We start from the raw sequence: 21889 nt of genomic DNA on the forward strand, positions 1-21889 counted from the left end.
CACCGGGCCGGGGCCCCGACCCGGTCACGCGGCCGTTGTGCTCCCCAGTTCGAGGACGGTCCGCGCGGCCGACTCCAGCGCGAGCGTCATGGAACCGCCGTTGGGCTCGAACGAGGTGTGGTCGCCGGCGAAGTGCAGCCGGCCCTCCGGCCTGCGCATGGCCGGCATCAGGGAGCTGTGCCCCACCTCGGGCAGGATGTAGGCGCCCTCGATGTAGCGCTGCTGGTCCCAGACCACGGAGGTGCCGGTCTCGAAGTGCTTCCGGGCGCCGGGCAGCATCACCTCGACCTCGTCCAGCGCGAACCGGATCCGCTCCTCGGGGCTGAGCACGGCCAGGGCGCGGGCCCGCCAGCCGGTGATCAGGCACTCCAGTATCTTGCGGGGGCCCGGCAGCCGGGGCGTGGCGTCCCGCACCCATCGCACGGGCAGGTCCGTGGAGAAGCTCGCGTTGTCCTGGGGCCAGAACTGCCGGCGCATCTGGAGATAGACGCGCACGATCGACGAGTACTTCACCCGGCGCATCGCGGCCTGCTTGGCGTCGGACAGTGCGGCGTCGGTGAGGTCGATGTGCCGGATCGCGCTGAACGGCACGGTCACCACCACCCGGTCGGCATCCAGGGTGTGCATCCGGGTGCCGTGCAGATAGGTGACCCGCGCGCCCGCGTCGTCCTGCGTGACGCGCACCACGGGAGCCCGGTAGCGGATGCGGTCCTTCAGCCGCTCGGCGAACGCGCGGGGGAACCGGTCGGTGCCGCCCCTGACCTTCGACCACCGGGGGTCGGCGTTGGCCAGGGAGTGCGGGCTGGCCTCGTGCCGCAGCCAGGACAGGGCCGAGGCGGTCTTCAGGTCCCCGCCGCGCATCTCCAGGAAGTGTGGCTCCACCAGGTTGATCGCCGTCGGCGAGGCACCGCGCTCGGACAGCACCTCGTACACCGACCGCCGGTCGTACGGTGCGAGCAGCGGGGTCGGTGCCCAGTCGGCCGCCGTGATGTCGGGCTCCAGCGCCTCGTAGGTGCGGCGCACATAACGGTCGATCATGTCGGTGACGCCCAGCCCCTTCTCGTGCGGGGCGAGCGGGAGGCCGGCACGGTCGAGCGAGTCGGCGTCGGGGCCGAAGAATCGGCCGCCGGCGAAGTACGAGAATTGGCTGCCGACCAGGTCGGCCGTGTCCAGCTCCACACCCAGCTCGCGCAGGTAGTGCATGGCGTAGTGGCAGTGCGGGGTCAGGGTCATCGCGCCGGCCTCCGCGTACAGGCCGTCCGCGAAGGGCGCGCGCAGGGTGTACGCCCGCCCGCCCGGGCGGTCCGACGCCTCCAGCACCGTGACGTCCCCGCCCCGCTCGGCCAGTTCGTACGCCACGGCGAGGCCCGACAGACCCGCTCCGATGACGACGACCCTGCCGGGCACCCGGACCCCGGGCATGCCCCGGTCGAACTCGCGACGCACGTCGGTCTGCGTGACCTCGGCCATCGGCCCTCCTCTCCCACCCGCGACGACGCGGGGGTGTCACCTCCATATGATTGAAAACAGGAAATCATATGGACGTACGGCAGGCGACAAAACTGGCCGAATTTCTATGGGTTTTCCGTACGCAGACATGAAACGACTGCTCCAGGGCAATCGAGTGTGCCTTGCGGGTGACCGTTGCCTTGCCGCCCGCCCGTCGTTCACGAGGGCATGGGCACCACACCGATCCTCGTCCTCGGAGCGACCGGCTCCGTGGGCCGACGTGTCGCCGCACACCTGCGGACCCTGGGCGTACCGGTCCGCCCCGCGTCCCGGCACGGCTCCACCACCCGGTTCGACTGGCACGACCGCGGCACCTGGGAACCGGCCCTGCGCGGCGCCGGACGCGCGTTCCTCATGGCCCCCGACGGCATCCCCGTCGACCCGGACTTCACCGACCTGGCCGCGGACCTCGGGGTGGGTCGGGTCGTCCTGCTGTCCAGCCGCGCCATCGAGACCATGGGGGACCAGCGGCTGATCGAGGCCGAGGACACCGTGAAGAAGTGCGGCGTGGCCTGGACGGTCCTGCGCGTCGACTGGTTCGACCAGAACTTCGACGAGGGGCCCTTCCGAGGAGCGGTCCTGGCCGGGGAGCTGGCGGTCCCGGTGGGGGACTGCCGGCAGGGATTCGTGGACCTCGACGACGTCGGGGCCGTGGCCGCGCGCGTCCTGACCGAGGACGGGCACACCGACCGGACCTACGAACTCACCGGGCCGCAGGCGCTGTCCTTCGCCGAGGCCTGCACCGTCATCGAGGACGTCACCGGCCGGCCGATGACGTTCCACGGCGGCGAGGACGCCTACCGCGCCGCACAGGCCGCCCTCGGCCGCCCCGAGGAGTCCGTCGAACGGGAACTCGCCTCCTACTCGGCGCTGCGGGCCCTGGGCGACACCGAGCCCCTGGACACGGTGCCCCGCCTGACCGGGCACCGCGCCCGCACCTTCCGGCAATACGTCACCGACGCGGCGACCGGCCCCCACTGGCCCCGCCCCTGACCCGTCCGCCGCCGGCCCGGACCCCTCGGCGCGCCGTACGTTCCCATCGGAAAAGAAGTCGTGAGCCGCTGTCGATCCGGCCACGTCCTCTTCGACGTCATGGTGTGCGGCGTCCGCCGCACGGTGACGCGACAGGACCTGGTGAGGAAACCCATGGGGCAATTGCTGAGAGTGATGAACTTCAGCGTCTCGAGTGACGGGATCGGTGCCGGTGAGCAGCAGAGTCTGGAGCGGCCGTTCGGCCATGTCGATCCCGGGAGGCTGTTCGCCTGGGCCGGCGCCACGGCGAGCTGGCCCATGCGCACGGACCCCGGAGGCAGCCGGGGCCTGGACGACTACTTCACACGGGACTTCGCACGCGACATCGGTGCCGAGATCATGGGCCGCAACAAGTTCGGGCCCCAGCGCGGACCCTGGCAGGACCACGACTGGCGCGGCTGGTGGGGGCAGGAACCCCCGTTCCACACACCGGTGTTCGTCATGACCCACCACGAGCGTCCGTCGTTCACGCTGTCCGACACCACGTTCCACTTCGTCGACGGCGGCCCCGCCACGGTCCTCGAACGGGCGCGGGAAGCGGCGCGCGGCAAGGACGTCCGGCTCGGCGGCGGGGTCACCACCGTCCGGCAGTTCCTCGACGCCGGCCTCGTCGACACCCTGCACGTGGCGGTCTCGCCGGTGGAACTCGGGTCCGGACTGCGCCTGTGGGAGTCCCCCGACGAGCTGCTCGACCGGTTCCACCTGGAGATCGTGCCCAGCCCGAGCGGTGTGACGCACCACCTGTTCTGGCGACGGTGACGCGGAGGGTCCGTCGAGTTCAGGCCATGGTGGCGAGGGGGCGTCCCCCCGTTATGGGTTCCGCGGTCCTGTAAGAGGGCCGTTGGCCTCCGGGCCCGGCATGAGTGTTGCCCCCTGATGACCGGATGACCTGGGGGGTGGTGTCACCGGGTCCGGGAGGTGCCGTCGGAGACGCTGGTGAGAGGTCAGGCCATCGCCGGGTCCGGAGCGATGCCGGGCAGCTTGCGGGCGGCAGGTCCGCACACGTGGATGCGTGCGTACGACACCCCGCCGAGGCCGGCACCGCCCCGGCGCCCGGGGCTCCGGCCGAACTGCTCACCCGGCCGCGCGCCGACCGGCGCGCGGACCGGTGGGTGCCGGTGCTCCTTCCATCCGTCGCGGGGACAATCATCTTCACAGCGGGGCCATGACATCTGCCATGGCCCCGCCAAGGCCGGTGGAGGGAGGTGTCAGAGACCGTACCGGGACTTCATGTGGCGCCAGAAGTCCCGGAACATCCACTTGTCGAACTCGGTGATCTGGGTGGCGCTGCCGGCCTTCATCAAGAAGCAACACTGGCCGGTCGGGGACCAGTCGTAGAAGTCGTCGAGGCCGAAGGTGTGGCCGACCTCGTGCAGGTAGATGTGGATGTTCTCCTGGTTGAGCGCGCCGGTGAAATAGGAGCGGCCCACGCGCTGCCCCCAGTCGCCGCCGGCGCCGCCGCCGAAGCCCTCGGTGAGCCAGAGGGACTGGTCGTAGTGGCGGGCGGCGCCGCCGGGACAGCGGGAGTAGTTGCCGTCCTGGTGGAAGAAGCGGCCGCAGTCAGGGGCGCACTGCGGGGCTCCGCCGTCGTCCAGCATGTTGGTGTAGATGTCGACGGAGTTGTCGCTCCACTGGAGGGTGGAGCGGTTCTTCACCGCCCAGCCGACGATGTTGACGGGGACGTTGGTGTACGGCCAGGCGTTGTGGCCGACGCCGTTGTCGACCATCGCCGCCATCCACTTGCCGAACTGCTTCTTCAGCGCGGCATGGATCTGGTCGCGCAGGGCGGCGCTGACCGGCTGGTCCGACTCCCAGCGGACGCAGTAGTTGACGCTGCCGCGGTTGGCCATGATCTGGTCCCAGCCGTAGTTGCGGAAGCCGTACAGGTTGCCGTAGGTGGACTCGACGTGGTTCCAGACCTCGTTGAGGGGCTGGACCAGGTTCGCGGGTGGGTTCCAGACGTCCGCCGAGGCGACCGCCGCCTCGGCTTGGCCCTGCGCCTTCGCCAGGGCCTGGGCCACCACTCGGTCCTCGGTCTGTTCCCGGGCCGATCGGTCGCTCGCCGCCTGTGCCACGGACGGGGTCGTCAGGCCGGGCGCGAGCAGCACGGCCAGGACGGCGGCGAGCACGGTGAGCAGTCTCGCGATGCGGGTGCACATGGTGATCTCCCTTGTGGGGGGCGGGATTTCCCGTGCCTTCACTTCCCCCTCTGGTCGCCGCCGACCGCTCGGAGGTTGCCGCCCGCCGGGACACCTCCCACGCACGCCGGAGCGCCACGATCCGCTTGCCGCCCGGCCCGGACCTTTCCCGTGTGCGGCCTGCTCGCCCAGCGCGCGGCGGGAAGCCGGTTGGCTCCGGGGCAGCCGGCGCGCAGATGATCGAGGTCGACCACTTCGGGACGCCGTACGCCGTGCGGGCCGTGGCCCGGGGTGCTGGAGTGCCGGCGGGGCGGGCGGTCGCGGTGTCGTGGTCCCCGGTCTGATCAGGACGGCGGATGCGCCTGCCCGACGGAGTTGGCCCCGAAGCGATGTGCCAAGGACTGCATCTGCCGGAGGTCTTACGGACCCGTGACGTGAGGGGCGCGGTGCTGCCGTGCGGGGTGCCCATGCTCTTAGCGTTCGCGTATGCGAGTACTGGTCACCGGCGGAGCCGGGTTCATCGGGTGTCATGTGGTCGAAGCGCTGACCGCACGGGGGCACGAGGCGGTCGTGTTCGACCTGCGTGACGGCCTGGACGTACGTGACGCGGAGGCGGTCGCGGCCGTTCTGCCGGGTGTGGACGCCGTGTGCCATCAGGCAGCGATGGTGGGGCTGGGGAAGGGGTTCGGCGACGCGGTCGAGTACGTGTCGCGCAACGACCTCGGTACGGCGGTGCTGCTGTCCGCCATGGCCGAGGCGGGGGTGGGGCGGCTCGTGCTGGCCGGGTCGATGGTCGTGTACGGCGAGAGCTTGTACGGGTGTGAGCGGCACGGGCCGGTACGACCGGGCCCTCGGGCCGTGGCCGATCTGGCCGCGGGGCGTTTCGAGCCCCGGTGCCCGCGGTGCGGGGAGGCGCTGACGCCGGGGCTGGTCGGCGAGGACGCGCCGGTCGATCCCCGGAACGTGTACGCGACGACCAAGCTGGCCCAGGAGCATCTGGCATCGGCCTGGGCCCGGTCGACGGGCGGCTCGGCGATTTCGCTGCGCTACCACAACGTGTACGGGCCGGGCATGCCGCGCGACACCCCGTACGCGGGGGTCGCGTCCTTCTTCCGGTCCGCGCTCGTCCGCGGTGAGGCACCGCGTGTCTTCGAGGACGGCGGTCAGCGGCGGGACTTCGTGCACGTACGGGATGTGGCGGCGGCCAATGTGGTGGCGCTCGAGGCCGAGTCCCCGGCCGGAGCGTTGGCGGCGTACAACACCGGCAGTGGGGAGACCCGCACGGTCGGCGAAATGGCGCGGGCGCTGGCCTCCGCGTACGGCGGACCTGCGCCCGTGGTCACGGGGGAGTACCGCCTCGGGGACGTACGGCACATCACGGCGGACTCGTCGCGGCTGCGGGCCGAACTGGGCTGGAAGGCCGAGGTCGGCTTCGAGGAGGGCATGCGGGAATTCGCCAGAGCAGGGCTGCGCGAGGAGTAGTACCCGACCGGGCCTGCCGCGGCGGAGCGGGAGGCGGGCGCCGCCCCGCCGACGGACCGACGGTCGAGCAGCAGCGCGGGCCCCGGGGATATCGGCTGCTGTCGTGGCGGCTGGTTTCACCACGGTGTGGGTCGGCAAGGTCGTCGCCTGCGCCACGGTCGCCGGCTCCGCGAGCATCGCGGTGACCGCGACAGTGCCGACGAACGAGGGAGACGGGCAGCATCCGCATGTCGGTCTCTGTGTCCGGCATTCCGGTGACCCCGCGTGCGGCAGAGCCGGCTCGGCATCGGAGGTGCGTGACTGCTCGCGCACCCGACCGGACCTCTGTCGGCGGCACTTCGGTGCTCCGCCCCTTCCCTCGACGTCCGCGTTTCGTAAGAAGCCGAAGTCCCTTACGTTCCTTTTGTCTTCGTAGGGTGAAAGCCGTGACGACTTCTCCTGCAACGCAATCGGAAGCGGAGACAACCGCGGCAACCGTCGACGTGGTGCTCCCTTGTCTGAACGAGGCCGAGGCCCTGCCCTGGGTCCTCGCCCGTATCCCGCCCACATGGCGCGCGCTGGTGGTGGACAACGGATCCACGGACGGCTCGCCGGAACTGGCCCGCGAACTCGGCGCGACCGTCGTCCGTGAGACGCGCATCGGCTTCGGCGCCGCCTGTCACGCCGGGTTGACCGCGGCCACCGCGGACATCGTGTGCTTCTGCGACTGCGACGCCTCCCTCGACCCGTCCCTGCTCGTGCCCTTCGTGCGCGAGGTGTGCGACCGTGAGGCCGACCTGGTGCTCGGGCGGCGCCGTCCGCAGGGCCGGGGCGCCTGGCCCGCGCACGCCCGGTTGGGCAACGTGGTGCTGTCGCGGATGCTGCGTCGCCGCACAGGGCTGCGCCTGCGCGACCTCGGCCCACTCCGCGCCGGCCGTCGTGAGGAGTTGCTCGCCCTGGCACTCACGGACCGCCGCAGCGGCTACCCCCTGCAGATGGTCGTGCACGCGGCCGACGCCGGCTGGCGTGTCGTCGAGCACGACGTGCCCTACCTGCCGCGCACCGGCGCCTCCAAGGTCACCGGTACCTGGCGCGGAACCTGGCAAGCGGTACGGGACATGAGCCGGGTCCTGGCCGAACTCCCGGCACCCCATGGCGTGGCAGGCGCCGACTCGTTCGCCGTACTCCCAGGAGGAACAGCCCAGTGACCACTCTCCTCGTCATCGCCAAGGAGCCGCGGCCAGGACGGGTCAAGACACGACTCACGCCGCCGTTCACGCCTCGAGAAGCGGCAACGCTCGCCGAGGCGGCGCTCGTGGACACCCTGCGTACGGTGGCGGCCACACCCGCCCGGCGCCGTGTGCTGGTACTCGACGGCGCTCCGGGCCCCTGGCTGCCGCCCGGCTTCGACGTCGTCCCGCAGTGCGCGGGAGGTCTGGACGAGCGGCTGGCCGCCGCCTTCGCCGGCTGCGACGGACCCGCGCTGCTCATCGGCATGGACACCCCCCAGGTGACGCCCGCACTGCTCACCGTCGACTTCGCCGACTACGACGCGTATTTCGGGCCGGCCGAAGACGGCGGCTTCTGGGCGCTGGGCCTCGCCCACCCGGACCCCGAGCTGCTGCGGGGTGTACCGATGTCCACGCCCACGACGGGTGCCGTACAGCGTGAACGGCTCGCCGTCGCGGGCCTTCGCGTACGCGACCTGCCCGCCCTGCGAGACGTGGACACCGCCGGCGACGCGGAGGCGGTCGCCGCGGCTGCGCCAGGGAGCCGCTTCGCCGCCGAACTGGGACGTCTCGGGGCGGCTGTCGGCCGATGAGCACCGCACATGAGATCACGCCGCCGGAGACGATCGCCCATCGCCCCGCGCCGGTTGCGTCCGTCAGCGCCCCGCGCCCTTGGGCCGCCGACCCCTATGCGGAAGCGATGGCCACAGGTCGGGGTCCGCTCTTCCTTCGTCGCGCCGACGGCTGGTTGCTGCCGCTGGAGGTGGAACGCTGGTGTGCCAGGGCCGACGCGGCGGACACGAATGTTCTGGAGCGCTGTGAAGGCGCCGTACTTGATGTGGGGTGCGGTCCGGGGCGGCTCGTCGCCGAACTCGCGGCCCGGGGCCGCCCGGCGCTCGGCGTCGACGTGAGCGAAGCCGCCGTCGCCCGCACCGTGCGGCTCGGCGGCCAGGCTCTGCAACGCTCCGTCTTCGAGCCGCTCCCGGCGGAAGGACGCTGGGACACGGTCCTCCTCATCGACGGCAACATCGGCATCGGGGGCGACCCGGCCGCCCTCCTCCGGCGGATCTCCCAACTCCTCGAACCAGACGGCTTGTTGATCGCCGAGACGGCCCCCGACAGCGAGGTCGACGAACGCGTCACCGTGCACGTCGTGAGCATCACCGCCGGCACTCACGGCACAGCCGGCCCGCCCTTCCCCTGGGCCCGGCTCGGCACACCGGCCCTGCTCCGGCTCGCCACACGCGCCGGCTGGCGCCCGGAGCATCAGTGGACGACCGGCGGCCGCTCCTTCGTCGCCCTGCGCAACCGCGATGACGGCAGTGACCGCAGCAGGAGCATCACCGCCGAGCCACCGAACAGCACCGCGGTGATCAAAAGCCAGCGGGACAGGAATCCGTCGCCGGGCAGGGTGGTGGCGGAGGTGTAGTGGCCTGCCACCTGCCCGCTGATCAGCGGAAACCAGATCAGCAGCAGAAGGCCGGAGAACGCCGCCGGGACGCGCACGAACACCGTCCACTCCCGGCGGCCGACCACGCCCAGCGCCCGCGCGACGACCCGGTCCGCTCCCGCGTACAACGGCGACAGCACCAGGTCGTGCACCAGCGCTGCGCCCACGAACCACAGCACAACAGAGATCCAGTCGTCCGTGAGCAGTCGCACCCCCGCATACGCCGCCAGCGCGAACGAACAGGCATGGAGCAGGACTTGAAGCGGGCTGCCCACACGCGGGCGCGCAAGCCGTCGTGTCACACGTCGTCGCATCACAGCTCTCCGAACGTCATCCGTGCCACCCACTTGGTGTTGAGCACGCCCGGCGCCGCAGGAACGATGATCCGCGCCGGGTAGCCGTGGTCCGGGGTCAGGGGCTCGCCGTTGACGAACAGGGCGAGCAGGGAACGCGGGTCGCGCACCTGGTTGTCGCGCAGGGCGGCCCGACGGAACGCCCCGTGCCGCTGGAGCGACTCCACCATCACGTCGGGCGCCGCGCCGGTCTCGTACCCGACGAGCGCCGCCAGATCCCGCAGGCGTACGCCCCGCCACCACTGGTCGGAGGTCGACCAGCCTTCCACGCACGCGATGGGCAACGCCGCGCTGTGCAGCGGGAGTCGCAGAAGCTCTGCCCGGCTCAGCCGGACCGTCCGTCCCTGTCCCTCGACGACCAGCCGCCACGCCTCGTCACTCGTCTCCGTCGTGTCGATCCCGCGCGACGCGGCCGTCTTGTTGATCTGGAAGCCGCCGGGTCCCGGACCCGGTTCCGGGCCGCCGTGCGGCGCGAGCAGAGCCGTTGCCCGCAGCGGTCCGTCGAAGTTCCGGCCCGCCGTCGTGGCGAGCAGGAACACGAAGCCGCCGCCGACGAAGGCGAGGGCGCCGCGGCGCGACACGGTGGGCGGGGCGGGGTCCGGGGAGACGAGGTCGCTCTCCTCCTCGCGCAGGCGGCGCACATTGCGTACCGCGGCCGGCACCCGCAGCACCGCGTGTGTCACGAACGCCGCGAAGAACACCCAGGCGCCGTAGAAGTGCAGCGGATAGAAGGAGCCGGGGAAGAGGTAGTCGAGCTGGACGTTCAGCACGCCCGTGGTGAACTCGAACAGTGCGCCCCCGACCAGCAGAAGCAGCGAGATCCGCTCGAGCGCATGCGTGAGGGACCGCACGGGCGGCTGGGTGAACAGCCTCGGCAGGACCGACCACAGCTTCGCCAGCAGTACGGGGATCAGCGCGATGCCCAGGGTGACGTGAAGGCCCTGGGTGAGCCGGTAGAGCCAGGGCGGGTCGGTCGGCCAGGCGAAGAGGTAGAAGCCGAGCAGGCCCTTGTCCGGGGTCTTGTCGTTCACCGGTGACAGGCCGGGGTTGTAGGCCGCGTACGACGCAAGGCCCGTGGTGAAGAGCACCGTGATCCCGACGAGCAGCACGACACCGAGCACGGAGGTGAACCACGGGCTGCGCAGCGGGCTGCGCCAGAAACCGGGAGAGGTGGGGAGTCGATGGTCGGGGCGTCGATGGTCGCGCATGTCCCGACCGTAGGCCGGGACGGCCCGAGGGCGGGGCCCGCAACTCATGACGAAATGCTGACGTCCCGGCTCACCGGATCCGCATCCGGCCCTCCGCGGCCTAGCGTGCCGGTGTGAACCGCGATCTTCTCCGCGACCTGTGCGCGGCCCTGGCGGCAGCGCTGCTCGTCGCGACGGCGGCTGTGATCGGCACCGTCCTGGAACACCGTTACGGGAGCCTTCATGTCAGCTGGCCGCCGCTGTACGGGCATGCGGAGCCGCATGTCGGCCCCGGCACCCCCGCAGCGATCATGGTGGCCGTCGCGGTCGTCGCGTACGGGCCGCTCCTTGCCGCCCAACTGCCCTGGCGCGCGCTGCTGTGCACTGCCTGGGGCACCGCCATGGCGTGGACGTTTTCGCTCGCCCTGGTCGACGGGTGGCAGCGGGGGATCACCCGGCGGCTGACGACCAAGTACGAGTACCTCCAGGTCATCGACCCCGTCAACCGCTTCCACGACATCCCGGCCGCCCTGCGGGACTTCACCCACCACATCCTGATCCACTCACCCGACGCCTGGCCCGCGCACGTCGCCGGACATCCCCCCGCGGCGACCCTCACCTTCGTCCTCCTCGACCGGATCGGGTTGGGCGGCGGCGCCTGGGCGGGCGTCTGGTGCATCACCGTCGGGGCCACAGCGGCGGTGGCGGTGCTCGTCACCGTACGAGTGCTGTGCGGGGAGGCCCTCGCCCGCCGCGCCGCGCCCTTCCTGGTCCTGGCCCCGGCCGCCGTGTGGATGGGCACCTCCGCGGACGGCTACTTCGCGGCCGTCACCGCCTGGGCCGTCGCGTTCCTCGCCCTTGCCGTCACGGGACACCGGCCACGTGCGACAGGTCTCGCCTCCGGGTTCCTCTTCGGCCTCACCGCGTATCTCTCGTACGGGCTGACACTGTTCGCGGTGATCGCCGCCGGCGTCCTGCTGCTCGGCTCCCGACGACTGCGCCCCCTCCCGTACCTCCTCACCGGGTTCGTCCTCGTCCCGGCCGTGTTCACGTTCGCAGGCTTCAACTGGTGGGAGGCGTATCACCTGCTGGTCACCCGCTACTACCAAGGGGCCGGCGGTGTCCGCCCTTACGGCTACTGGGTGTGGGCGAACCTCGCGTGCACGGCGCTTGTCGTGGGCCCGGCGACTGTGGCCGGGCTGCGACGAGCCGGCGCGGCTCCCCTGCGCCAGGGCGTTCGTACACGCCTGCCCAGCTCCGCTCCCGACCCCCGCCTGGCCCTGCTCGTCCTCGCCTCCCTGCTCGCACTCCTCGCCGCCGACCTCTCCGGCATGAGCAAAGCGGAGACAGAACGCATCTGGCTGCCGTTCGCGACGTGGCTGCTCCCGGCCTGCGCCTTCCTCACCCGACCCCGCGCCTGGCTCACCGCACAGGCCACCCTCGCCCTGCTCCTCAACCACCTTCTGCTGACGGGATGGTGACCATGGAGACCCGGCCCAAGCCTTCGTGGAGGAGCGTCACCGGTCTCCGCTTCTCCACGGATCTTCCCGGACATCGCCTCCAGCGCCACCCCAGGATGCCGCGCCGGTACGACACGGGTGCGACGTCCTGCAGAGGGCTCCTCGCCTTCGCCATCTGGTCGGTGCGCGGCTTGGGCCTGCTCGCGACGCCGGCGCCCTTCCGAGTTCGGGCGCCGCCGAGGTACACGGCGACGCCGTACGACGGGAGCGTTGGCCGCGGGAATGACCAGATCGAGGGGAGGGTGAAACGGGCGTCAAGATCTTACGAAACCCGGACGTCGGAGCGGCCCCTCCGCACGGGGATGAGGCCGGTGGGAAGCTGGGAGCATGCAGCAGCCGCACGAATCCCCAGGCTCCGAACACGCTCCCCGAGGGCAGGGAGGTACGACCCGCGTCCTCGTCGTGGACGACGACCCCACCGTCGCCGAGGTCGTCTCCGGCTATCTCGACCGCGCCGGGTACCAGGTGGACGTAGCCGAGGACGGGCACTCCGCGCTCGCGCGGGCCGCCGCGCACCGGCCGGATCTGGTGGTGCTCGACCTGATGCTGCCCGGCATGGACGGGTTGGAGGTGTGCCGCCGGATACGTACCCACGGGCCCGTGCCGGTCATCATGCTCACGGCCCGCGGTGACGAGGGCGACCGGATCCTGGGCCTGGAACTGGGCGCCGACGACTACGTCACGAAGCCCTTCAGCCCCCGCGAGCTGGTCCTGCGGGTCGAGTCGGTACTGCGCCGGAGCCGGCCCGCCGTCGCGGCTCACCCCGCGCACGCGGCAGGCGTCACCGTCGACCCGGCAGCCCGCCGCGCCACCAAGAACGGCACCGAACTCAGCCTCACACTGCGCGAGTTCGACCTTCTCGCCTTCCTCCTGCGCCACCACGGCCGCGCCTACAGCCGCGAAGAGCTGATGCGCGAGGTGTGGGGCTGGGACTTCGGCGACCTGTCCACCGTCACCGTCCACGTCCGCCGGCTGCGGGGCAAGGTGGAGGACGACCCGGCCCGGCCCCGGCTGATCCAGACGGTGTGGGGAGTGGGCTACCGCTTCGATGCCACGCCCTGCGAGGAGGCGGTCCGACCGTGAGCGACACCCTCCTCATCGCTCTCTTCGCCTTCCTCGGCGCCGTCGCGGCCGGGCTGCTCGGGGCGGGTGTGCTGTGGCTGATCCGGCGACGTTCGCTGACCGCGTCCCTCGCCGTGGTCGCCGCGGTGGCCGTGACCGCCATGCTCGCGGGCACGCTGGCCGTGGCGCAGGCGATGTTCCTGTCCTCGCACGACCTGAGCGTCGTCACGACGGTCGTGGCGATGGCCGCCGTCGTCTCCCTGGTCACCGCGCTGCTGCTCGGCCGGTGGGTGGTCGCCCGCAGCCGGGCGCTCACCGCCGCCGCCCGTTCCTTCGGCGACGGTGGCCATTTCGCGGCCCCTGACGGCCCGGCGACCGCGGAACTGGCCGCACTCGGCCGCGAGTTGGCCACCACCAGTGCGAAGCTGGCCGAGTCCCGCGACCGCGAGCGCGCCCTGGAGACATCGAGACGCGAACTCGTCGCCTGGATCTCGCACGACCTGCGCACGCCCCTCGCCGGTCTGCGCGCCATGTCCGAGGCCCTGGAGGACGGCGTCGCCGCCGACCCCCACCGCTACCTCCGCCAGATGCGCACGGAGGTCGAACGCCTGAACGGCATGGTGGGGGACCTCTTCGAGCTCTCGCGCATCCACGCCGGGGCGCTCGCCCTGTCTCCGTCCCGCATGTCGGTGTACGACCTCGTCGGCGACGCCCTAGCGGGAGCGGACGCCCTCGCCCGCGAGCACGGGGTGTGGCTGGTCGGCGACCGCGTCGAGCCGGTGCCGGTCGAGGTGGACGGCAAGGAGATGAGCCGGGTGCTGGGCAATCTGCTGGTCAACGCGATCCGCCGGACACCCTCCGACGGTACCGTCGCGGTCACCGCCGAGCGCTTGTCCGACGGAGTCGTCCTGTCCGTCACCGACGGATGCGGCGGCATCCCCGAGGAGGACCTGCCGCGTGTCTTCGACACCGGTTGGCGCGGTACCCATGCCCGTACTCCTCCGGCCGGTGCGGGCCTCGGCCTGGCCATCGTCCGGGGCATCGTGGAGGCTCACAGGGGCCAGGCCGCCGTGCGCAACGTCCCCGGCGGCTGCCGCTTCGAAGTAACGCTTCCTCTGGCCGAGGTGTGATCGGGGGCTCCTGAGCAAGCGAATCCGCCGACTACCGGAAGGGCATCCGCACTGAGATCCATGGCGGTCGGCCATTGCCCTCGGTCAGCAACTTCACGTTCACGCCATCAGGCGGTGCTTGGCGGAGTAGTCGGACGGCCGTCGACCAGGAGGTCGCACTCCGCGAGCGTGCTCTCGAACAGAACCTGGTCGGAATCGCGTCTCGCGCAGCCCCCTGAGCGGGCCCGTGCACGGTCAGCGTGGCTTCGTAGGTGAGGGTTGACGCCACTTGCAGGTCAGTTCTGACTCCATCCGGTGGGTGGAGGCGCCGATTCTGTAGATGAGAAACGACTCCACCTGGCGGCCCCGCTGTGGCGGGTTGAGCCCCTGTCGGGTCACCACAGCGCGTAGTGGACGGCGGGAATGCCGTCGGCAAGCCGGGCCCGGCGCCGTCTCCCGGCCCGTGTCGTCGGTGCCGGCTGGAACGCTCGTCGGATGAACTGCGACGATGAGCAGCTGTTGCGCGGCAAGGTGCCTCGGCCCCGCCCGTCCGGCTGGTGGTTCAGTCGGTGGTCTGGGGCTGGGGTACTCCGGCCAGCGGTGCGGCGGTTGTGAGGGTGTCGGTGTGGGGGCCGAGCCATTCGCACAGCAGGATGGTGGCGTCGTCCTGCAGCTGGTTGCCGTGGTGGTGCAGGTGGGCGCGGGTGAGGCGGCGCAGGGTCTCGGGGACGGAGAGGCCATCGAAGTGGTGGCGGACCAGGAAGTCGGTGAAGCGGGTGAGTCCGAACTCCTGACCGCCGGGGGTGCGGGCTTCGGTGATGCCGTCGGTGTAGAAGACGACGCGGTCACCGGGCTGGAGCCGCTCGCGGCAGACAGTGGTGGGCAGGTGCAGATCGGTGCCCATGGGATGTGCGGGCGGGCAGCGCAGAAGGGTGGTCCAGCGGCCGTCACGGATGAGGACAGGCGGCGGGTGGCCGCGGTTGACCCAGGTCAGCAGCCCGGTGGAGGTGTCGAGGTCGGCGAGGATGCCGGTGACGTAGCGGGAGGAGCCGAACTGCTCGAGGAGCACCCGCTCGATGGCGTCACCGAGGTCGCCGAGACCGGTTCCCTGCCTGCGGTGGTTTCGGCAGGCGCCCATGGCGAGGTTGGCGGTGAGGCCGGCCGACGTGTCGTGGCCCATGGCGTCGAAGACCGAGATGTGGACGATGTCGTCGGCGGTGGCGTAGTCGTACGCGTCCCCGCTGACCTCGTACGCGGGCTCCATCACCGCGCCGATGATCACTCTGCTGTCGGCGTAGGTGCGAGGCGGCATGAGTGTCCACTGCATCTCCGCGGCGACGTTCATCGGCTGGGTCCGGGTCAGGCGGGCGTAGGAGTCACTGGTGTCCCGGCTGCCGACCACCAGCATCGCCACCAAAGAAGCCAGCACCAGCATGTCCTGGCGGACGTCCTCCCCGTCCTGGACGGACTTGACGTACAGCACGCCCAGGCGTTCGGTGCCGTCGAGGAGCGGCACCCACCAGCCGTGGGTGCCGTCCGCGCTGTCGGCGCCGGCCACGATGTGCCCGTACTGGTAGGCTCGGCCGGCGACGGTGCCCTCCACCGGCAGCTCCGACGTGCCCTGCGGCGCGCTCTCGGCGGCATTGAGACCCTTGCCGGTCAGCAGCCGCAGGACATCGCGCTGCAGGTCGCCGAGGTAGATGAGGAGATCCTCGAAGCCCGCCGCCGCAGCGTGCACCGCCACCCGCGACGGCAGCTGCTCGAAGGACATCATGTGGCTCTCGATGAGCAGCCCCGTCAGCATGCGGCGCATCGCACTGTCCCGTTGCATAACGGACGACCTCCGTACATCTCATGCATCCCCCGCGCCGGCGTTGCGATCCGTCTACCCCGGTGGCCGCTGACAGATCAAGGAGTACCGCGATTTCTGTCGTCACCGGTGACAGCGGCCCCGAGGCCAGGGACCTGCTGTCGGGGCGGGGGTTCGTGATTTCCGTCAGCCATGATCCCCCTTCAATCGATCTGTGAAGGCGGACCCTGCGAGCGCGCGGTCCAGAGCCGGCGGGTGAAGCTCGAGCCCATGTGTTCCGTCTTGCGGGTGGTTTACGGCGGTGAGGCCGCACGCTCAGCAGGTCCGCTCCGAAACTGAACCTGGGGCGGTGCGGGCCGTCCGGGAGGGGTCTCATGACGGACAGCAGTGTCTTGGTCGCGGTACGGGAACGTCCACAGAACGAAGGTGCCGGTGCCGAGCAGTTGGCGCGCATCGCTGAGGCGATCGGAAAGCGGGGCTTCGACGTCCGATGGGCGGTAGACGTCGCAGACGCCGAGGCGGTGCTGCGGACGGAGGCCGGGCTGACCGCGGCCTTGGTCGCCTGGGAACTACCGGGCCAGCGGGGTGCGGACGGCGAGCCCGGAGGCGCGGCGGTGCTGCGCTCCATCGGCCGACGGTTCCAGGACCTTCCGGTCTTCCTGGTCATGACCGACGACGGCCTACGGGACCTGCCGCTGTGGGTGTCGGAGTCGGTCGTGGGCTATGTGTGGCCGCTTGAGGACACTCCTGGGTTCATCGCCGGTCGGATCATCACCGCCGCGCGTACCTACCAGGATGCCGTCCTGCCGCCCTTCTTCCGGGCACTGCGTCGCTTCGACGACGCGCACGAGTACTCCTGGCACACTCCGGCCCACTCCGGCGGTGTCGCCTTGCTGAAGTCGCCCGCGGGCCGGGCCTTCCACGACTACTTCGGGGAACGGCTGCTGCGCAGTGACCTGTCGATCTCCGTGGGGGAACTCGGCTCGCTGTTCGAGCACACTGGCCCGATCGGCGAGGCCGAGCGCAACGCCGCCCGAGTCTTCGGCGCCGACCTCACCTACTTCGCGCTGCACGGGAATTCCACCGGCAACCGCGTGGTCGGCCACTTCAGCGTCACCCGCGACGAGATCGCGCTGGTGGACCGCAACTGCCACAAGTCGGTGCTGCACGGACTGGTCGTCTCCGGCGCCCGCCCGGTCTACCTGATCCCCACGCGCAACGGCTACGGTCTGGCAGGACCGCTGCCCCCGGCGGAACTCGCGGCGGACTCCGTCGCGGCTCGGATCGCCGCGTGTCCGCTGACCCGGGGTGCCGTGTCGCCGCACCCTCAATACGCCGTCTTCACCAACTCCACGTACGACGGCCTGTGTTACGACGCCCTCGGGGCGGCACAGGCGTTCGCCGCGAGTACGCCCCGGCTGCACTTCGACGAGGCATGGTTCGCGTACGCCCGCTTCCACCCGCTCTACGCGGGCCGGTACGGCATGTCGGTGGACGAGGACACCTTCCCCGGCCCGGACCGGCCGACGGTCTTCGCGACCCAGTCCACCCACAAGCTGCTGGCCGCGCTCTCGCAGAGCGCCATGATCCACGTCAAGCCCGCTCCGAGGGCGCCCGTCGAGCACGACCGGTTCAACGAGGCGCTGATGATGCACGGCACCACCTCCCCGCTCTATCCGATGATCGCCTCGCTGGACGTGGCGACAGCGATGATGGACGGGCCGCAGGGACACTGGCTGATCGACGAGGCCGTGACCGAGGCGATCCGGTTCCGTCAGGAGATGGTCCGCATCCGGCGCCGTATCGAGGAGGCCGGCGACCGACCGCCGTGGTTCTTCGGCGTGTGGCAACCCGAGACGGTTCCCGACCCGAGCAACGGCACCCGGCTGCCGTTCGACGAGATCCCGGCCGACCTGCTGCGCACCGAGCCGGCCTGCTGGCATCTGGAACCCGGTGCTGCCTGGCACGGCTTCCCGGGGCTGACCGACGGCTCCTGCATGCTCGACCCGATCAAAGTCACTCTGACCTGCCCGGGCATCGACGCGACCGGCGTGATGGACGAGTGGGGTATCCCGGCACGAGTGCTCACCGCGTACCTGGCCACCCGCCACATCGTCGTGGAGAAGACCGACAGCTACACGACGCTCGTCCTGTTCTCCATGGGCATCACCAAGGGCAAATGGGGCACCCTCCTGGACGCCCTGATGGACTTCAAGGCCCTCTACGACGAGGACGTTCCCCTGGCCCGGGTCCTGCCCGCACTCGTCGCCGAGCACCCCAGGCGGTACGCCGGTCAAACCCTGCGCGAACTGTGCCAGGACATGCACGACCACCTGCGCTCGGTCCGCCTCGTCGAGCTGCTGGACACTGCCTTCCAGGAGTTGCCGGAACCGGTCACTCCACCGCAGCTGTGCTATCAGCGCCTGATCCGCGGCGGCACCCACCGCGTACGGTTGACCGAGGCGCCGGGCCAGGTGGCAGCCGCCATGATCACCGTCACCCCGCCCGGCATCCCCGTCCTCATGCCCGGCGAGAGCATCGGCGCCCTCGACGGGCCGCTGCTGCGCTACCTCACCGCCCTCGAATCCTTCGACCGCCGCTTTCCCGGATTCCGCAGCGAAACGCACGGCGTGACGCTCGACTCCGACACCGGCGACTACCTCATCGAATGCCTGCGACCGACAGTCGGCGAGGAAGCGAGCGCCGACGCACAGCAACTTCGGACCGTGACACCGGCGCAGCGCAGCCATCCGAAGGAAACCCACGAGCCGTCCTGACGGGGCTGTGGACATAGCTGTGCAGTTGCGTTGTCGGGGTCCGACGTGGGTCGTCGAGAGAGCCCACCCTGCACCGGAACGGTGCTTCCGGGACTTCCGGGCAGCTGACGACGCTGCACCCGGCAGGAGCTGGAAGGCCGCGGGAAGACGACCGCCTGTCCGTCCTCACGAGCCGTACCCGTGCCACGGTGTCCTTCGGCACGATGCGGTTGGCGCCGCCCACGTTGACAGGGTCTCCGTCGATAACCCGGAGCAAGGGTGGAGTGGTCCACGCCGACGCTGTCGAGCAGCGCGGACTGGGACTGGCCGTCCCGTCGAGGAGGTGCATCAGCACTACCAACTCCTGTCCGGGATGCAGGTCCATCTCGCGGAGCATGGCGGCGGCGTCGGCGTGGTGGGCGCGGGCTGGTTGGAAGATCGCGTAGCTCATGGGTCGTGCGCCGGCCGTCGTGGGGGACACGGGGTTCGGGGGTGGGCATGGTCGCCTTCCTCAGATGGCGCACCGGCGCGGAGCCGCTCGACAAGGTCCGGGTTGGCGGTCAGGACGAGATTGCCCGCACGTGCCCGGCGTCGCTGACCTGCTGGGCCGTGGCCGCCTGGTCGAGCGGGTAGCGGTGACGTGGTGACGAGCTTGCCGACTCTGGCAGCGTGTCACGTTCCGGCAGTCTGCTCGCTCGTCTATGGCGCGGTGAAGAGCATCGGGAAGCGCAGGCCCAGCCACGGTTTGCGGCCCCAGACGACGACCTTGGCGCGGGCCATGGCGGTGGGGGTGGTCCAGCGGCCCAGGGCGAGGAGGAGGAAGGCGACGGGGGCGATGGCTATCGTGCAGTCGGGACGCCGCGGCGGAGTGTCGGTGACCGTGGGCACGCCGTCCGCGAAGGTGACGGCGAAGCGGTCGCGGCCGATCCGCAGCACATAGCACGCATGGTGGCCGGCCGCGCCGGCGTTCACTGCACGTGGCATGGCCAGTCGCATGAAGGGCAGCGTGAACGCGACCACTTCCGGGTTGACCATGTGGGGCCCGCGCAGCGCGACCGCGATGTCGTATCCGTGCCCGAGCAGGTGCGTGAGCAGGTAGGAGCCCAGGGTGGCCATGTCCATCGGACCCATCGGCGTCAGCACCGCCTCCTGCGGACCGCGGCCTGCCGCGGCCGCGACGAAGGCCCGCGCACTGTCCGCGATCTCCGCGCCGAGGACCGCGGGCTCCCGCTGCGGGAAGGCGGCCAGAGCCGCACGGTTGGCCGCCGCGAGACCGCTCGGCGTCCCATCGCCGTAGGGGCGGTCCTCGCCCGCTCCGATGTCCGCCATCAGCTTCCCCGCCAGCGCGAGGTGCGCTGCCGCCTCCCCTACCGTCCACTCTGCGCCCGGCAGTGGCGTGTGTGGGTCGGCACCTGCCCGGAGCAGCTCCGCGATCCGGTCGGCGGTGGCGACGATGGCGTCCTCGGGTGTCATGAACGCGATCGTGTCCGCGCGCGGACTTGCTGTCCAGTGCCCTGTCGGCCCTTCTTTCAGCATGTCGTCGTCGATGGCCTTCGGCCGCCCACCGTGGGGCGAGCCAGCGCGAGTGCGGCCTCCGACCTGCGCGGCTCGTGTCGCCCCGATCATGCCGTTGATCGCGGCTGCCGCAGCCACGGACCCGGAGATCGCCGCGCAGTGGCCCGCAGGTCCCGACCCGCTAAACCGTCCAGCACGCCGCAGCGAGGCACTGACCTCCGAGCCCGACGCCCGCTCCGACGTCGACACCGCCCGCGCCGCCGACCTGCTGTACGGGCTTCTCGACCCGGAGCTGTACCTGATCTTTGTCCGCGACCGGGGCTGGTCCACCGACGCCTGGGAGGAGTGGAAGGTCGACGTCCGGCAGCCCGGAGTCCGGGCGGGGCCCGCTCGCGCCCTGGTGCATCGGCCAGTCGTGCCGGTGCTGGAGGACCCCGGCGGCGGCCGCGAGGTCCGGGACATGATCCAGGTTCCGGCGGTGGAATCCGGTACGGCCGTGTACGGGTCAGTTCTGCCTCTTCCGCCGCCACCTCGCGCCGGCCTCTCGTGCCCGGTCGTTCCAGTGGTCCCGCACCCACCCCCAAAACAGCGCCACCGGCGCTGCGACCAGGGCGACCAGTAGCGACTTGTCCCAGGCCATGCCGCCGCGCCCGTAGCGGAACATCAAGACGAGCAGCGCATAGACGCCGAGGCCGAGTAAGAGAGCCTTCACCGGTTTCGAGAGATACATGCGGTGCGGATACCCCGGTGATCTGTCGTGCTGCGCGAGCTGCGCAAGGAAATGTACGGGCCGGTTCGCTGGGGCTGGTCAGCGGCGGTCGCCTGAGCGGTCCTGCTCCTGCATGGCGCGGTCGGACTGCGTGGTGACCGCTGGCGCTCTTCCGGGGTCCGGTCGGCTACTCGCCGTGGGCGCTCGGCGCGGACGTCGGTCAGCGAAACACCGCCGTGTCGGCGGGGGGACGCTGTGAGCGTCGCGGTCTGGTCGTAGGTCTGCGGAGCACCCCCCGCCTCGCCGGGGAAGATCGGCCTGGTCCGAGGGGTGCTGCCCGGTGTGCGGAGCACCCCATCGCCAGGCCCAGCGGACAGGCGACCCCCACGTCCGGGTCACCCGCCGGACGAAGACCGGCTGGGGCCCGGCGTCCGCCGCCTGTGTCAGTCACGTCCTCGACGACTGCGGCTTCCCGCCCCTAATGATCCGCTGCACTCGACTGCTTGACCTGGTCGACACCATGGACCCCGAACTGGTCGCCGCCGCGTTCGGTATGGAGCCCGAGGCCACCATGATCTATCTATCTGATCGCGTCGACGAGACCTGCTTGTCAGGGTGGGAGACGACCAAGGACTGACCCGGGGTCAGGGTTCGTAGGGGTAGAGAGCGATCTTCTCGCGCTCGATGAAGAGCTCGACCCAGGTGCCGGCAACACCTTCGGGCAGCTGATCGGCAAGGTCCAACAGGATGGTGGTGCCGTCCAGGTCCAGCAGGGCGGCACCGTCCTCCGTGAGGCTCAACCGGCCCCGCAGCACAACGCGCAGTGCCCGCCGGTCCGGAGCCCAGGACCGATGCCGGCGGCTGGCTCGGCGTTCCGCCCCCAGACGATGTCCTCGTCGATGGTCCACTCGACGTGGTACTCGCCAGGCTCTGCGGCCCGGTCCCCGCACCACCGGACTGCCGTGTGACCGAACGAGGTCCGGACATCGGCAAGCCAGGAGGTTCCGGGAAACCTCGCGACCTTCACCAGTTCGATCAGCACGGGTCGA

Annotated in this window: 19 protein-coding genes; 12 read left to right on the plus strand and 7 right to left on the minus strand. The window is 71.0% G+C overall.

Annotated features, from left to right (window positions below):
* Positions 1-24: 24 nt before the first annotated feature.
* Positions 25-1470: a flavin monoamine oxidase family protein gene (locus ACFYO5_RS10750; RefSeq protein ID WP_388706751.1), complete on the minus strand. Its 1446-nt coding sequence runs from the start codon at positions 1468-1470 to the stop codon at positions 25-27.
* Between the two features lie 207 nt (positions 1471-1677).
* On the opposite strand from ACFYO5_RS10750, the gene ACFYO5_RS10755 reads away from it, so the two are divergent.
* The gene (locus tag ACFYO5_RS10755; RefSeq protein WP_388706754.1) at positions 1678-2502 is read left to right on the plus strand and encodes an SDR family NAD(P)-dependent oxidoreductase; all 825 of its coding nucleotides are present in this window, start codon (positions 1678-1680) and stop codon (positions 2500-2502) included.
* A gap of 153 nt (positions 2503-2655) precedes the next feature.
* Positions 2656-3300, plus strand: a complete 645-nt coding sequence (locus ACFYO5_RS10760; RefSeq protein ID WP_388707202.1) for a dihydrofolate reductase family protein — start codon at positions 2656-2658, stop codon at positions 3298-3300.
* Between the two features lie 449 nt (positions 3301-3749).
* On the opposite strand, the gene ACFYO5_RS10765 is transcribed toward ACFYO5_RS10760, so the two are convergent.
* A complete protein-coding gene (locus ACFYO5_RS10765) occupies positions 3750-4700 on the minus strand; it encodes a hypothetical protein (RefSeq protein ID WP_388706756.1) in 951 nt (316 codons plus the stop codon).
* 465 nt (positions 4701-5165) lie between these two features.
* Here ACFYO5_RS10765 and ACFYO5_RS10770 point away from each other — a divergent pair, with 465 nt between their 5' ends.
* The 4 genes from ACFYO5_RS10770 (at position 5166) to ACFYO5_RS10785 (ending at position 8798) form a co-directional block, all read left to right on the plus strand.
* Entirely contained in the window at positions 5166-6161 is a 996-nt protein-coding gene (locus ACFYO5_RS10770) for an NAD-dependent epimerase/dehydratase family protein (RefSeq protein ID WP_388706759.1), read from the plus strand.
* A 416-nt stretch (positions 6162-6577) separates the two neighbouring features.
* Complete coding sequence (locus tag ACFYO5_RS10775) at positions 6578-7348, plus strand: glycosyltransferase family 2 protein (RefSeq protein WP_388706761.1); 771 nt, start codon at positions 6578-6580, stop codon at positions 7346-7348.
* The gene (locus ACFYO5_RS10780) at positions 7345-7962 is read left to right on the plus strand and encodes a DUF2064 domain-containing protein (RefSeq protein ID WP_388706763.1); all 618 of its coding nucleotides are present in this window, start codon (positions 7345-7347) and stop codon (positions 7960-7962) included. The genes ACFYO5_RS10775 and ACFYO5_RS10780 overlap by 4 nt, the downstream gene beginning before the upstream one ends.
* A complete protein-coding gene (locus ACFYO5_RS10785) occupies positions 7959-8798 on the plus strand; it encodes a class I SAM-dependent methyltransferase (RefSeq protein WP_388706765.1) in 840 nt (279 codons plus the stop codon). The genes ACFYO5_RS10780 and ACFYO5_RS10785 overlap by 4 nt, the downstream gene beginning before the upstream one ends.
* Before the next feature lie 334 nt (positions 8799-9132).
* On the opposite strand, the gene ACFYO5_RS10790 is transcribed toward ACFYO5_RS10785, so the two are convergent.
* A complete protein-coding gene (locus ACFYO5_RS10790) occupies positions 9133-10380 on the minus strand; it encodes a molybdopterin-dependent oxidoreductase (protein ID WP_388706767.1) in 1248 nt (415 codons plus the stop codon).
* Between the two features lie 113 nt (positions 10381-10493).
* Here ACFYO5_RS10790 and ACFYO5_RS10795 point away from each other — a divergent pair, with 113 nt between their 5' ends.
* The 3 genes from ACFYO5_RS10795 (at position 10494) to ACFYO5_RS10805 (ending at position 14071) form a co-directional block, all read left to right on the plus strand.
* Entirely contained in the window at positions 10494-11840 is a 1347-nt protein-coding gene (locus ACFYO5_RS10795; RefSeq protein ID WP_388706769.1) for a hypothetical protein, read from the plus strand.
* A 366-nt stretch (positions 11841-12206) separates the two neighbouring features.
* Positions 12207-12962 carry a response regulator transcription factor gene (locus ACFYO5_RS10800; RefSeq protein WP_388706772.1) on the plus strand — a complete coding sequence of 252 codons (756 nt, stop codon included), beginning with the start codon at positions 12207-12209 and terminating at the stop codon, positions 12960-12962.
* Positions 12959-14071, plus strand: coding sequence for a sensor histidine kinase (locus tag ACFYO5_RS10805; RefSeq protein ID WP_388706775.1), 1113 nt, complete (start codon positions 12959-12961; stop codon positions 14069-14071). Before ACFYO5_RS10800 ends, ACFYO5_RS10805 begins: the two co-directional genes overlap by 4 nt.
* 541 nt (positions 14072-14612) lie before the next feature.
* On the opposite strand, the gene ACFYO5_RS10810 is transcribed toward ACFYO5_RS10805, so the two are convergent.
* Positions 14613-15881: a PP2C family protein-serine/threonine phosphatase gene (locus ACFYO5_RS10810; RefSeq protein WP_388706777.1), complete on the minus strand. Its 1269-nt coding sequence runs from the start codon at positions 15879-15881 to the stop codon at positions 14613-14615.
* 353 nt (positions 15882-16234) lie between these two features.
* On the opposite strand from ACFYO5_RS10810, the gene ACFYO5_RS10815 reads away from it, so the two are divergent.
* Positions 16235-18637, plus strand: coding sequence for an Orn/Lys/Arg decarboxylase N-terminal domain-containing protein (locus ACFYO5_RS10815; RefSeq protein WP_388706780.1), 2403 nt, complete (start codon positions 16235-16237; stop codon positions 18635-18637).
* Between the two features lie 678 nt (positions 18638-19315).
* On the opposite strand, the gene ACFYO5_RS10820 is transcribed toward ACFYO5_RS10815, so the two are convergent.
* The gene (locus ACFYO5_RS10820; RefSeq protein ID WP_388706783.1) at positions 19316-20089 is read right to left on the minus strand and encodes a maleylpyruvate isomerase family mycothiol-dependent enzyme; all 774 of its coding nucleotides are present in this window, start codon (positions 20087-20089) and stop codon (positions 19316-19318) included.
* A gap of 151 nt (positions 20090-20240) precedes the next feature.
* On the opposite strand from ACFYO5_RS10820, the gene ACFYO5_RS10825 reads away from it, so the two are divergent.
* Positions 20241-20753: a hypothetical protein gene (locus ACFYO5_RS10825; RefSeq protein WP_388706786.1), complete on the plus strand. Its 513-nt coding sequence runs from the start codon at positions 20241-20243 to the stop codon at positions 20751-20753.
* A 568-nt stretch (positions 20754-21321) separates the two neighbouring features.
* A complete protein-coding gene (locus tag ACFYO5_RS10830; RefSeq protein WP_388706788.1) occupies positions 21322-21477 on the plus strand; it encodes a hypothetical protein in 156 nt (51 codons plus the stop codon).
* 7 nt (positions 21478-21484) lie between these two features.
* Here ACFYO5_RS10830 and ACFYO5_RS10835 read toward each other — a convergent pair whose 3' ends face one another.
* The gene (locus ACFYO5_RS10835; protein ID WP_388706791.1) at positions 21485-21640 is read right to left on the minus strand and encodes a hypothetical protein; all 156 of its coding nucleotides are present in this window, start codon (positions 21638-21640) and stop codon (positions 21485-21487) included.
* Positions 21637-21882: a hypothetical protein gene (locus tag ACFYO5_RS10840; protein WP_388706793.1), complete on the minus strand. Its 246-nt coding sequence runs from the start codon at positions 21880-21882 to the stop codon at positions 21637-21639. The genes ACFYO5_RS10835 and ACFYO5_RS10840 overlap by 4 nt, the downstream gene beginning before the upstream one ends.
* Positions 21883-21889 lie beyond the last annotated feature (7 nt).

Source organism: Streptomyces sp. NPDC006259, from assembly GCF_042870975.1.
GTDB lineage: Bacteria > Actinomycetota > Actinomycetes > Streptomycetales > Streptomycetaceae > Streptomyces.

What these genes read in the sequence shown, in the direction of transcription:
- ACFYO5_RS10750 (WP_388706751.1), bottom strand. Translation starts at nt 1,470, where the DNA reads ATGGCCGAGGTCACGCAGACCGACGTGCGTCGCGAGTTCGACCGGGGC.
- ACFYO5_RS10755 (WP_388706754.1), top strand. Translation starts at nt 1,678, where the DNA reads ATGGGCACCACACCGATCCTCGTCCTCGGAGCGACCGGCTCCGTGGGC.
- ACFYO5_RS10760 (WP_388707202.1), top strand. Translation starts at nt 2,656, where the DNA reads ATGGGGCAATTGCTGAGAGTGATGAACTTCAGCGTCTCGAGTGACGGG.
- ACFYO5_RS10765 (WP_388706756.1), bottom strand. Translation starts at nt 4,700, where the DNA reads ATGTGCACCCGCATCGCGAGACTGCTCACCGTGCTCGCCGCCGTCCTG.
- ACFYO5_RS10770 (WP_388706759.1), top strand. Translation starts at nt 5,166, where the DNA reads ATGCGAGTACTGGTCACCGGCGGAGCCGGGTTCATCGGGTGTCATGTG.
- ACFYO5_RS10785 (WP_388706765.1), top strand. Translation starts at nt 7,959, where the DNA reads ATGAGCACCGCACATGAGATCACGCCGCCGGAGACGATCGCCCATCGC.
- ACFYO5_RS10790 (WP_388706767.1), bottom strand. Translation starts at nt 10,380, where the DNA reads ATGCGCGACCATCGACGCCCCGACCATCGACTCCCCACCTCTCCCGGT.
- ACFYO5_RS10800 (WP_388706772.1), top strand. Translation starts at nt 12,207, where the DNA reads ATGCAGCAGCCGCACGAATCCCCAGGCTCCGAACACGCTCCCCGAGGG.
- ACFYO5_RS10810 (WP_388706777.1), bottom strand. Translation starts at nt 15,881, where the DNA reads ATGCAACGGGACAGTGCGATGCGCCGCATGCTGACGGGGCTGCTCATC.
- ACFYO5_RS10815 (WP_388706780.1), top strand. Translation starts at nt 16,235, where the DNA reads ATGACGGACAGCAGTGTCTTGGTCGCGGTACGGGAACGTCCACAGAAC.
- ACFYO5_RS10820 (WP_388706783.1), bottom strand. Translation starts at nt 20,089, where the DNA reads ATGACACCCGAGGACGCCATCGTCGCCACCGCCGACCGGATCGCGGAG.
- ACFYO5_RS10825 (WP_388706786.1), top strand. Translation starts at nt 20,241, where the DNA reads ATGCCGTTGATCGCGGCTGCCGCAGCCACGGACCCGGAGATCGCCGCG.
- ACFYO5_RS10830 (WP_388706788.1), top strand. Translation starts at nt 21,322, where the DNA reads ATGATCCGCTGCACTCGACTGCTTGACCTGGTCGACACCATGGACCCC.